This is a genomic window from Streptomyces sp. NPDC048018, from assembly GCF_043202995.1.
In the GTDB taxonomy this organism is placed as follows: domain Bacteria; phylum Actinomycetota; class Actinomycetes; order Streptomycetales; family Streptomycetaceae; genus Streptomyces.
Genome location: NZ_JBIDBK010000003.1, coordinates 422,090 through 434,058, shown reverse-complemented (window position 1 = coordinate 434,058; position 11,969 = coordinate 422,090). Strand labels below are relative to the sequence as shown.

8 protein-coding genes are annotated in these 11,969 nt (G+C 73.3%); 6 read left to right on the top strand and 2 right to left on the bottom strand.

Annotation, left to right across the window (positions count from 1 at the left end; all coding sequences use genetic code 11):
- The first annotated feature begins 116 nt into the window (after window positions 1-116).
- From tdh to ACGF1Z_RS13265, 3 genes are read left to right on the top strand one after another with little or no spacing between them, the layout of a single operon-like run.
- On the top strand, window positions 117-1,145 hold the full coding sequence (tdh, locus tag ACGF1Z_RS13275; RefSeq protein WP_393004163.1) for an L-threonine 3-dehydrogenase: 1,029 nt from the start codon (window positions 117-119) through the stop codon (window positions 1,143-1,145).
- Window positions 1,146-1,183: 38 nt separating this feature from the next.
- Window positions 1,184-2,383, top strand: a complete 1,200-nt coding sequence (locus ACGF1Z_RS13270; RefSeq protein WP_393003168.1) for a glycine C-acetyltransferase — start codon at window positions 1,184-1,186, stop codon at window positions 2,381-2,383.
- Window positions 2,384-2,387: 4 nt separating this feature from the next.
- On the top strand, window positions 2,388-3,293 hold the full coding sequence (locus ACGF1Z_RS13265) for a LysR family transcriptional regulator (RefSeq protein ID WP_393003166.1): 906 nt from the start codon (window positions 2,388-2,390) through the stop codon (window positions 3,291-3,293).
- Window positions 3,294-3,344: 51 nt separating this feature from the next.
- Here the strand turns inward: ACGF1Z_RS13265 and ACGF1Z_RS13260 are convergent, their stop codons facing one another.
- Entirely contained in the window at window positions 3,345-5,165 is a 1,821-nt protein-coding gene (locus ACGF1Z_RS13260; protein ID WP_393003164.1) for a serine hydrolase, read from the bottom strand.
- A gap of 98 nt (window positions 5,166-5,263) precedes the next feature.
- On the opposite strand from ACGF1Z_RS13260, the gene ACGF1Z_RS13255 reads away from it, so the two are divergent.
- From ACGF1Z_RS13255 to ACGF1Z_RS13245, 3 genes are all read left to right on the top strand, one after another.
- Window positions 5,264-6,373, top strand: coding sequence for an NAD(P)H-dependent flavin oxidoreductase (locus ACGF1Z_RS13255; protein ID WP_393003162.1), 1,110 nt, complete (start codon window positions 5,264-5,266; stop codon window positions 6,371-6,373).
- Window positions 6,370-7,920, top strand: a complete 1,551-nt coding sequence (locus tag ACGF1Z_RS13250) for an acyl-CoA synthetase (RefSeq protein WP_393003160.1) — start codon at window positions 6,370-6,372, stop codon at window positions 7,918-7,920. Before ACGF1Z_RS13255 ends, ACGF1Z_RS13250 begins: the two co-directional genes overlap by 4 nt.
- Before the next feature lie 244 nt (window positions 7,921-8,164).
- Entirely contained in the window at window positions 8,165-9,271 is a 1,107-nt protein-coding gene (locus ACGF1Z_RS13245) for a calcium:proton antiporter (RefSeq protein ID WP_393003158.1), read from the top strand.
- Window positions 9,272-9,326: 55 nt separating this feature from the next.
- On the opposite strand, the gene ACGF1Z_RS13240 is transcribed toward ACGF1Z_RS13245, so the two are convergent.
- Window positions 9,327-11,852 carry a penicillin acylase family protein gene (locus tag ACGF1Z_RS13240; protein ID WP_393003156.1) on the bottom strand — a complete coding sequence of 842 codons (2,526 nt, stop codon included), beginning with the start codon at window positions 11,850-11,852 and terminating at the stop codon, window positions 9,327-9,329.
- Between the last annotated feature and the right edge of the window lie 117 nt (window positions 11,853-11,969).

Sequence of the window (11,969 nt, the reverse complement as noted above, 5' to 3'; positions counted from 1 at the left end):
AGAAAACCTCGATGGACCGCGGCCCGGCGTACGGGAGATTCTCTTCCGGGGATCTTGGGCGCTCCACGCGCCCGGACCCGGAACATCACAGGACACGTACGTCGGGAGCCGTGACATTGAAGGCACTGGTCAAGCACAAGGCGGAGCCGGGACTGTGGCTCATGGACGTGCCCATGCCCGAGGCGGGCCCCGGTGAGGTCCTGATCAAGGTCAAGCGGACCGGAATCTGCGGCACCGACCTGCACATCCGCTCCTGGGACGGCTGGGCGCAGAAGACCATCACGACCCCGCTGACGCTCGGCCACGAGTTCGTCGGCGAGGTGGTCGAGACCGGCCGGGACGTCGCGGACATCCAGGCCGGCGACCTGGTCAGCGGCGAGGGCCACCTGGTCTGCGGCAAGTGCCGCAACTGTCTGGCCGGACGCCGCCACCTGTGCCGTGCCACCGTCGGACTCGGCGTCGGCCGCGACGGCGCCTTCGCCGAGTACGTCGTGCTGCCCGCCGCCAACGTGTGGGTGCACCGGGTCCCGGTCGACCTCGACGTCGCCGCGATCTTCGACCCCTTCGGCAACGCCGTGCACACCGCGCTGTCCTTCCCGCTCGTCGGCGAGGACGTCCTGGTCACCGGCGCCGGCCCGATCGGCATCATGGCCGCGGCCGTCGCCAAGCACGCCGGCGCCCGCCACGTCGTCATCACCGACGTCAGCGAGGAGCGCCTGGCGCTCGCCCGCAAGACCGGTGTCTCGCTCGCGCTGAACGTCGCCGAGCAGAGCATCGCCGACGGCCAGCGCACCCTCGGCCTCAAGGAGGGCTTCGACGTCGGCCTGGAGATGTCCGGCAACCCGCGGGCGATGCGCGACATGGTCGCCAACATGACCAACGGCGGCAAGATCGCCATGCTCGGCCTGCCGAGCGAGGACTTCTCGGTCGACTGGGCGAAGATCGTCACGTCGATGATCACGATCAAGGGCATCTACGGCCGCGAGATGTTCGAGACCTGGTACGCGATGTCGGTGCTCCTGGAGGGCGGCCTCGACCTCGCCCCGGTGATCACCGGTCGCTACGACTACCGCGACTTCGACGCCGCCTTCGACGACGCCGCGTCCGGCAAGGGCGGCAAGATCATCCTCGACTGGACCGCCTGATCCCCCCGGATCGTCCGAACTTCAGGAGCTGCACCCACATGTTCGATTCCGTACGCGACGGCATCCGCACCACCCTCGAAGAGATCCGGCAGGCCGGCCTCCACAAGCCGGAGCGGGTCATCGGCACCCCCCAGTCCGCGACCGTCGAGGTCACCGCGGGCGGCCGGCCCGGCGAGGTGCTGAACTTCTGCGCCAACAACTACCTCGGTCTCGCCGACCACCCCGACGTCGTCGCCGCCGCCCACGCGGCCCTCGACCGCTGGGGCTACGGCATGGCGTCCGTCCGCTTCATCTGCGGCACCCAGGAGGTCCACAAGGAGCTCGAGGCACGCCTGTCGAACTTCCTCGGCCAGGAGGACACGATCCTCTACTCCTCCTGCTTCGACGCCAACGGCGGCGTCTTCGAGACCCTCCTCGGCCCCGAGGACGCGGTCATCTCCGACGCCCTCAACCACGCCTCCATCATCGACGGCATCCGCCTCTCCAAGGCCCGCCGCTTCCGCTACGCCAACCGCGACATGGCCGATCTGGAGCAGCGGCTCAAGGAGGCCGTCGAGGGCGGTGCACGGCGCAAGCTGATCGTCACCGACGGCGTGTTCTCCATGGACGGCTACGTCGCGCCGCTCGACGAGATCTGCGACCTGGCCGAGCGCTACGACGCCATGGTCATGGTCGACGACTCGCACGCCGTCGGCTTCGTCGGCCCCGGCGGCCGCGGCACCCCCGAGCTGCACGGCGTCATGGACCGCGTCGACATCATCACCGGCACCCTCGGCAAGGCCCTCGGCGGCGCCTCCGGCGGCTACGTCGCCGCGCGTGCCGAGATCGTGGCCCTGCTGCGCCAGCGCTCCCGCCCGTACCTGTTCTCCAACACCCTCGCCCCGGTGATCGCCGCCGCCTCCCTCAAGGTCATCGACCTGCTGGAGTCGGCCGGCGACCTGCGCGAGCGGCTCCGCACCAACACCGAGCTGTTCCGCCGCCGGATGACCGAGGAGGGCTTCGACATCCTCCCCGGCGACCACGCCATCGCCCCCGTGATGATCGGCGACGCCGCCGAGGCCGGCCGCATGGCCGAGCTGCTCCTGGAGCGCGGGGTGTACGTGATCGGGTTCTCCTACCCGGTGGTCCCGCAGGGTCAGGCGCGCATCCGCGTGCAGCTGTCGGCCGCCCACTCCGTGGACGACGTCAACCGCGCTGTGGACGCGTTCGTCGACGCACGGGCCGCCCTGCGAAACTAGGGGCATGATCGAAGCGCGGCGGCTGCACATCCTCCGGGCGGTGGCCGACCACCGCACCGTGACGGCGGCTGCCGCCGCGCTCTATCTCACGCCCTCCGCCGTCTCGCAGCAGCTCGCCGCCCTGGAGCAGGAGACCGGCCACCGCCTGGTGGAACGCAACGCGCGGGGCGCCCGGCTCACCGCGGCCGGCGAGATCCTGCTGACCCACGCCAACGCCGTCCTGGCCCAGCTGGAGCGTGCCGAGGCCGAGCTCGCCGCGTACGGCTCGGGCGAGGCCGGCACGGTCACCGTGGCGGCCTTCGCCACCGGCATCGGTCTCGTCGTCGCCCCCGCGATCGGCTCCCTCGCCCGCAGCGCGCCCGGCATCAGGGTCCGGGTGCGGGACGCCGAGGGCGACGAGAGCCTGCTCATGGTCCTGGACCGGCAGGTCGACGTGGCGGTCGCCGTCGAGTACCGGGGCGCACCCGGCGAGGACGACGCCCGGCTCACCCGCGTACCCCTCTACGCGGAGCCCTTCGACGCGGTCCTGCCGCCGGACCACGGCCTCGGCGAGGTGGACCGGGTCGCGCTCGCCGACCTCGCCAAGGACTCCTGGATCGGCCAGTCCGCCGGCAACCCCTGCCACGACGTGACCGTCCTGGCCTGCGAGTACGCGGGCTTCGCGCCGAGCATGGAGCACATCTCCGACGACTTCCGCGCGGTGGTCGCCCTCGCCGCGGCCGGCGCGGGGGTGGCCCTGGTGCCCCGCTCCGCGCTGCGCGGCACCGACCTCACCGGCGTCGTCGTCCGCCCGGTCGACGGCGTCGCCCCCACCCGCCGCGTCTTCGCGGCGGTGCGCCGCGGCGCCGAGGACCACCCGCTGATCCAGCCCGTCCTCGACGCCCTGCGGGAGGCCGCGCAGCCGGGCTGAGACGGCGTGCCGCGGTGGTCGTGGGGGTGCCCGACGGCGGCCCGGGCCGGTTCAGTCCGCCGAGGCCGTCCAGCCCGCCGCCTCGATCCGCGCCCGGTCGGCGGGGCGGGCCTCGTCGAACACCGCGCGGCCCGACGCGTCCAGGAGCCGGAGCGCGTCCACGTACACCCCGCGGCCCACGTGGCGCCGGTCCGTGGCGTAGCGCCAGCGCAGGCGGACCGGGGCCGGCGACCACGGGGTGAGGTCGGCGGAGAGCCCGTACCACTCCCGGCCCGACCAGCCGCCGACCGTGCCTGCCGGATGGTGCAGGCGGCGTGGCGGACCCGAGCGGTGCGCGACGGTCGTGAACGGGACCGGCGCCCAGTGCGCGCCGCCGTCCGTCGAGGCCTCCAGGAAGGCGGCGTCCGCGTCCGGTGCGGTGTCCCACCACAGGGCGCACTCGAAGCGGGTGGCTTCGCGGACCTCCGGGAGGGTGAGCGCGGCGACGGTTCCGCTCGCCATTCCGGAGAACCAGGCGTGCGGGCCGCGAGCGGGGCGCACCGGGACGGCGCGGGCGAGGGCGTCCGCGGCGGCGACGCGGGGCGCCGAGCCGGAACGCCAGTTCCGCACCGGATGGACGGAGTTGCCCAGCACGATCAGGAAGGAGTCGGTCGTCGGGTCGAGGACCAGACTGGTGCCCGTGAAGCCGGTGTGCCCGGCCGAGCGCGGGGTGCTCATGGCGCCCATGTACCAGTGCTGGTGGAGCTCGAAGCCGAGGCCGTGCGCGTCACCGGGGAAGGCGGTGTTGAAGTCGGTGAACATCAGCGCGACGGAGGCGGGGGAGAGGATCCGGGCGTCCCCGTAGGCGCCCCCGTTGAGCAGGGTGCGGGCGAGGACGGCGAGGTCCCGGGCGCGGGAGAAGACGCCGGCGTGGCCGGCCACCCCGCCCATGCCGTACGCGTTCTCGTCGTGCACCTCGCCCCACACCATGCCGCGGTCGAGGCCGGACCAGGGCGGGCGGGCGTCCTCCGTGGCGGCGATGTCGGGCCGCCAGGAGAGCGGGGGGTTGAAGCGTGTGCGGTGCATCCCGAGCGGAGCGGTGATCTCGGTGCGGAGCAGGTCGTCCAGAGGGCGAGCGGTGATCTCCTCCAGGATCAGCTGCAGGGTGATCAGATTGAGGTCGGAGTAGCGGTAGACCGTGCCGGGCGGGTCGGCGGGCACCTCGTTCCACAGCCGCCGCAGCCGCGCCTCCCGGGTCGGCTCCTTGAAGAGCGGGAGCCAGGTGCGGAACCCCGAGGTGTGCGTGAGCAGCTGACGGACCGTGACGTCCCGCTTCCCGCCGCCCCCGAACTCCGGCAGATACGCCGTGACCCGCTCCTCGAGCGCCACCGTCCCGCGCTCGATCTGCTGCACCGCCAGGATCGACGTGAAGAGCTTGGAGACCGACGCCAGGTCGAAGACGGTGTCCTCGCGCATCGGGATCCGCCGGTCCGCCGGGAGTTCGACGCCGGTGTCGGTCTTCTCGTCGTACGCCGCGTAGCGCACCGCCATGCCGATCGGCCGGTGCAGCGCGACCGTGTCGCCGCGCCCCGCGAGCAGCACCGCGCCCGCGTACCAGGGGTGCGCGGGGGAGGGACGCAGGAAGGACTCGGCGTCGGCGACGAGCCGGTCCAGATGCTCCGGCAGCAGCCCGGCCCGCTCGGCGGATCCGCGCCGCAGTGTGGTCCGCCGGGGCCGGCCGGGGTGCCCGTGCCCCGGCCCCGGCCCCGGGTCGGGGGCGGACGCGGCGCCCGGCACCGTACCGATCATCAGCGCACCTCCCAGGGCGAGGACCCCGCCGCCGAACGCCCGGCGGCTCGGCCCCCGGCCCGCGAACCTCGTCGTCTCCGTCATGCCCACCCTCTCCCACCGCCCTCCCCGCCGCGAAACAATCTGACACAGCATCAGAAAATCTCTTCCCTCGGCACACCGGCTGCGGCACCATGCCGCCCATGAAGACGGAGCTGAGTCGGAAACTGGGGATCGAGCACGCCATCTTCGGCTTCACGCCCTTCCCCGCGGTGGCCGCCGCCCTCACCAGAGCCGGCGGGTTCGGCGTCCTCGGCGCGGTCCGCTACACCGCCCCCGACGACCTCGCCCGCGATCTCGACTGGATGCAGGAGCACACGGACGGGCTGCCCTACGGCCTTGATGTGGTCATGCCTGCGAAGAAGGTCGAGGGCGTGTCCGAGGCCGACGTCGAGGCGATGATCCCCGAGGGGCACCGCGAGTTCGTCCGCGCCACCCTCGCGAAGCACGGCGTTCCCGAGCTCGCGGCGGGCGAGGCCTCCGGCTGGCGCATCACCGGCTGGATGGAGCAGGTCGCGCGCAGCCAGCTCGACGTCGCCTTCGACTACCCCATCAAACTGCTGGCCAACGCCCTCGGCTCGCCGCCCGCCGACGTCGTCGCCCGCGCCCATGCCCACGGCGTCCTCGTCGCCGCCCTCGCCGGCAGCGCCCGGCACGCCCGCCACCACGCCGAGGCCGGCATCGACATCGTCGTCGCCCAGGGCTACGAGGCCGGCGGGCACACCGGCGAGATCGCCTCCATGGTCCTCACCCCCGAGGTCGTCGAGGCCGTGTCCCCCCTGCCCGTGCTCGCCGCCGGCGGCATCGGCAGCGGAGAACAGATCGCCGCCGGCCTCGCCCTCGGCGCCCAGGGCGTCTGGCTCGGCTCCCTCTGGCTCACCACCACCGAGGCCGAACTCCACTCCCGCGCCCTGACCGAGAAGCTGCTCGCCGCCGGCTCCGGCGACACCGTCCGCTCCCGCGCCCTCACCGGCAAGCCCGCCCGCCAGCTGCGCACCGAGTGGACCGACGCCTGGGACGACCCGGCGGGGCCCGGCACGCTGCCCATGCCGCTGCAGGGACTGCTCGTCGCCGAGGCCGTCTCACGCATCCAGAAGTACGAGGTCGCCCCCCTGCTCGGCACCCCGGTCGGCCAGATCGTCGGCCGGATGAACGCCGAGCGCAGCGTCCAGCAGGTCTTCGACGAGCTGACCCGCGGCTTCGAGAGGGCCGTCGACCGCATCAATCGCATCGCCGGAAGGAGCGCGTCATGACCGAGGGGCCCAACGGCTTCTGGGCGCAGGCCACCGCCGCCCCGGACCGCACCGTGATCACCGCTCCGGACGGAGAGCAGTGGCCCGCCGGCCGCCTCCACGCGGCCGTGAACCAGCTCGTCCACGGCCTGCGCGCCGCCGGTCTGGAACGCGGCGACGCCTTCGCCGTGGTGCTCCCCAACGGCATCGAGTTCTTCACCGCCTACCTCGCCGCCGCCCAGGCCGGGTTCTACCTCGTCCCCGTCAACCACCACCTGGTCGGCCCCGAGATCGCCTGGATCGTCGCCGACTCGGGCGCCAAGGTCCTCGTCGCGCACGAACGCTTCGCCGAAGCCGCCGTCGCCGCCGCCGCCGAGGCCCGCCTCGCCCCGAGCCACCGCTACGCCGTCGGCACGGTCCCCGGCTTCCGCCCGTACGCCGAACTCCTCGACGGACAGCCCGCGACCGCACCGGAGGACCGCACCCTCGGCTGGGTCATGAACTACACCTCCGGCACCACCGGGCGCCCCCGCGGCATCCGGCGCCCGCTGCCCGGCAGGCTCCCCGAGGAGACCTACCTCGGCGGCTTCCTCGGCATCTTCGGCATCAAGCCCTTCGACGGCAACGTCCACCTCGTCTGCTCGCCGCTGTACCACACGGCCGTGCTCCAGTTCGCCGGCGCCGCCCTGCACATCGGCCACCCGATCGTCCTCATGGACAAGTGGACGCCCGAGGAGATGCTGCGCCTCGTCGACACCCACCGCTGCACCCACACCCACATGGTGCCCACCCAGTTCCACCGTCTCCTCGCCCTCCCCGAGGAGGTGCGGAACCGCTACGACGTCTCCTCGATGCGCCACGCCATCCACGGCGCCGCTCCGTGTCCGGACCACGTCAAGCGCGCCATGATCGAGTGGTGGGGGCACTGCGTCGAGGAGTACTACGCGGCGAGCGAGGGCGGCGGCGCCTTCGCCACCGCCGAGGACTGGCTCAAGAAGCCCGGCACCGTCGGCCGCGCCTGGCCCATCAGCGAACTCGCCGTCTTCGACGACGACGGCGAGCGGCTGCCGCCCGGCCGGCTCGGCACCGTCTACATGAAGATGAGCACCGGCGGCTTCCGCTACCACAAGGACGAGGCCAAGACCGCGTCGAGCCGCATCGGCGACTTCTTCACCGTCGGCGACCTCGGCGTCCTGGACGAGGACGGCTATCTCTTCCTCCGCGACCGCAAGATCGACATGATCATCTCCGGCGGGGTGAACATCTACCCCGCCGAGATCGAGGCCGCCCTGCTCGCCCACCCCGCCGTCGCCGACGCCGCCGCCTTCGGTATCCCGCACGCCGACTGGGGCGAGGAGGTGAAGGCCGTCGTCGAGGTGGCCGAGGGGCACACCCCCGGCCCCGAGCTCGCCTCCGCCGTCCTGGCGCACTGTGCGTCCCGCCTCGCCGGCTACAAGCGCCCCAAGTCCGTCGACTTCATCGCCCACATGCCCCGCGACCCCAACGGCAAGCTGTACAAGCGCCGTCTGCGCGACCCCTACTGGGAGGGGCACGACCGCCCGCTGTGACGCGGCGGCGCCGGCGCCGGGTCAGCGGCCCACGGCCCCGTCCGCCTGCTCGCGCAGCACGTCGGCGGGGCCGGCGTGCCGGGCCGTCTCCGCGGGCACGTCCGCGCCCTCGAACGCCCGTCCGTCCCACCCTGCGGCGGAGGCACGTCCTTCCGTGCGCTGCGCGGTTCTTGAGTGTCCGTCATGGAGGCGGCCCACGCGGCGCGCAAAAGCCACTCATGCGACTTATGGCAGGATTCAGGGCATGAGTTCGAGTACCGCAGGACTGACACGACAGTGGACCACCTGGGGGCCGGTCGTCGCGGCCGTGGGCCTGGCCCTCGGGTGGGGACGCGACCTACCGGGCTTCGCGGTGGCGCTCATCGTGCTCTGCCTCTTCGCCGCCGTTCTCTCGGCCGTCCACCACGCCGAGGTCATCGCGCACCGCGTCGGCGAACCCTACGGCTCCCTCGTGCTCGCCGTCGCCGTCACCGTCATCGAGGTCGGACTGATCGTCATGCTGATGATCGGCGGCGGGGACAAGGCCACCAGCTACGCCCGGGACACGGTCTTCGCCGCCGTCATGATCACCTGCAACGGCATCGTCGGGCTCTCCCTGCTGGTCGGCGCGCTGCGCAACCGCGTGGCCGTCTTCAACGCCGAGGGCTCCGGCGGCGAGCTCGCCATCGTCTGCACCCTGGCGACCATGACCCTGGTCCTGCCGACCTTCACCACCACCCACCCCGGCCCCGAGTTCTCCGCCGGACAGCTGGCCTTCGCCGCCGTCTCCTCGCTCCTTCTTTACGGCGTGTTCGTCGCCGTCCAGACCGTCCGGCACCGCGACTACTTCCTGCCGGTGCCGCGACCGGGCCGGGAGGCCGGAGGGCCGGAGGAGGAGCACGCGGATCCGCCGACCCCCCGCGCTGCCTGGTTCAGCCTGGGGCTGCTCGTGGTCGCCCTCGTCGCCGTCGTCGGCAACGCCAAACTCGTCTCGCCCACCATCGAGGACGCCGTCGCGGACGCGGGTCTGCCCAAGGCGGTCGTGGGCGTCGTCATCGCCCTCATGGTGCTGCTGCCCGAGACCCTCGCCGCCGTGCGCGCCGCGAGCCGGGACCGCATGCAGACCAGCATGAACCTGGCCTACGGCTCCGCCATCGCGAGCATCGGCCTGACGATCCCCTCGATCGCCCTCGCGTCCATCTGGCTGGACGGGCCCCTGATCCTCGGCCTGGGGCCCCTCCACATGGTGCTGCTCGTGCTCACGGCCGTGGTGAGCGCCCTGACGGTGGTGCCCGGCCGGGCCACCCTCCTTCAGGGCAGCGTCCACCTCTCGATCTTCGCCGCCTTCGTGTTCCTGTCGTTCAGCCCCTGACGGGCTCAGTTCCTGACGGATCCCGCTTCCCTGCGGGGCCGAGCCCCTGACGGGCTCAGTTCCTGACGAACACGATCCGCAGGTCGGGCGATCGCAGGATGTCCTTCTCACAGAACCGGGAGGTCACCCAGCGCTCGCCCGAGAACAGCCGCGTCTGGTCGCTGTAGTGCGCCGACCCGGGATCCGAGGACTGGGAGTACGTCAGGAGCGTGCGGGCCACCGGGCACCGGCCGCCGTCCCAGCCGACCGCCTGGACGTGACTCGTGCCGTGCGCGACCTCGGTGTAGCCGCCGCCCGCCGGATTCCAGACGGGCTCCGCCTTGTTCCAGACGCCCAGCGCCTCCGTGCCGCCGCTCACCGGGATGCGTGCCCCGTTCCGCACCACGAACTGGTGCTGCCCGAGCGGCGCGTCCAGCGCGAACCCGGCCGCGCGGAGCTCGCCCACCGCCTCCCGCAGGGCCTTGGCGAACGCGGGGGAGTCCGTGTTGAGCGCGCGCGGCGTGCGCACCGGGTCGGCGGCCGAGAACGGCACCTTCCACTGCTCGGCGAGCGGTGCCGAGGCCGTGAACCTGCGCCAGAAGCGGTCGAAGAGCAGCGCGCCCCGGCTGTCCGTGTTCACCGTGCGGTCCCAGTCGCGGATCACCCGGCAGGCCTCCGGGTCGCCGGGGAGCACGCTTGCGCACGCCGTCGCCGTGTCGGCGGCCGCCAGGTCACCGGCCGGCGCCCGGTCGGCGAACTGCTGGCGCTGCAGATCGGCCACGGTGAGGCCGCCGCGCCCGGCCATGGCCGCCACGTCCTCGACGCCTCCGCGGGTGCGCAGCGAGCGCGGGGTGCCGACGGTGCCGAAGACGCGCTCGTAGCCGGTCACCGGCCGCTCGGCGTTGGCCAGCCATGCGCTGTCGTTGGAGTTCGCCACGTACGGCGCGTCCCGCAGGACCGGCATCCGCGCGGGGCCGAAGACCCCGGGCTGCACCGCGTCCGGGTCCGAGCCGAGCGCGCAGTCGCCGCGCGCGCCGTCGAGCACCGCGATGCCGGCGGCCGGATAGGTGGCCCGGCCGAGCGGGGTCGAGCAGCGGGCGGCCAGCTCGTCGGTGATCCGGGGGAGTACCTGGGCCTGGGTGAAGAGGGTGTGCCCGGCGGCGTCGGCGGCGACGGTGTTCACCCACGGCAGGCCCTGGGTGCGGGCCAGCGCGTCCGCCATGTCACGGGTGGAGCGGGACTTCGCGAAGCCGAGGGCGGTGTCGGAGGCCCGCAGGTTGGCGGCGTTCGGATCGTTGAGCGCGAAGGCCGTGGTCGTCGTCCACGGCAGCGGCAGGGACGCGCCGAGACCGGTGACGACCGGTCCGTAGCGGGTCCACCACTGGGTACCCGTGACGGGGGCGCCGTCCTTCACCGCGACCGTGATCCTGCGCGGGGTCATCCGCTCCGCCGTGCCGTCCACCAGATACGCGGTGGGGTCGGCCGGGTCGAGCGTGAGCTGGTGCAGGTTGAGCGGGACGCCCGTCGCGACGGTGTGGCTCCAGGCGACCTTCTCGTTGAAACCGATGTTGACGACGGTGGTGCCGAGCAGGGAGGCCCCGGAGACGTCGAGCTCGCCGGGGATGGTCTGCTGGGACTGCCAGAAGCGGCGGCCGCCCTGCCAGGGGTAGTGCGGATTGCCGAGCAGCAGCCCGCGGCCGTTCGCGGTGGTGGCGCCCTGGAAGGCGACGGCGTTGGAGCCCATCGTGGCGTTCTGGGCCCCGAACAGCTCGCGCGCCGCCTCTGCCGTCCGCTGCGGGTCAGGGGCCTGGGGCGCCGAGGAGAACGGTGCCGGGGCGGAGGAGACCGCGGCCCGGCCTGTGGCCCCCGACGCCGGGCGGGGTCCGGCCGCCGGAGCCTCCGGCGCGGCGGGCGCGGACGGCGGGCGGGACGCCGTGATGCCGTCCACCGCCCGGCCCTGCCCGCCCAGGACGGAGACCGCCCAGCCGCGCCGCGCCACGTCCAGCGCGGTGACCGGGCGGACCCAGTCGGCTCCCGCGCAGGCCGGGTCGGTGACGCGGTTCTTCCGCAGCCAGGCGTTGTAACCGGCCGCCCAGCCGCGCATCAGCTCCTTCAGCTGCCGGCTCGGGCCCGCCGGAGCGGGGGTGGCGAGCAGCGCCTCGACCGTCCCGGCCTCCTTCACCCCGCGGAAGAACAGGTCGCTGGACAGGTTCCTCGTCGCCGACGACAGGGAGCCGTCCGGCGCGGCGGAGGCGCCGAACCACCGGGACCGCTCGCCGTTCACGGTGAGGAAGCCGTCGGCGAGGACGCACACCTGGTCCGCGGCCTGCGCCCAGCCGGTGCCGAAGCCGAGGCCCGCGTAGTCCTCGGCCACGATGTGCGGAATGCCGTACTCGGTGTAGCGGATGACCGCCGAGAGCCCCCGGTCCGAGGGGTGGTGGGCACGGTCGCCCTGGTCCGCGACGGCGGCGGCGGGCAGCGAGGCGGTGACGGTGGCCAGGGCCGCGCCGATCAGCGCGAGCCGTCTCCACCGGACCGGGAACACGGTGCGGAAGTGCAAGGTGACTCCCAACGAGCAGGTGAGGAAAGCGGGTTGGGTCATCCAGACACCAAGCGCCCGCTCTGTCAACATCCCGTTCGGTATCCGCAGGACCGGGGACGCGTGAGCCCGACCGGGTACTTGACCGGCCGCCCGGCCCCGCCGAGGATCGTCAGCCAT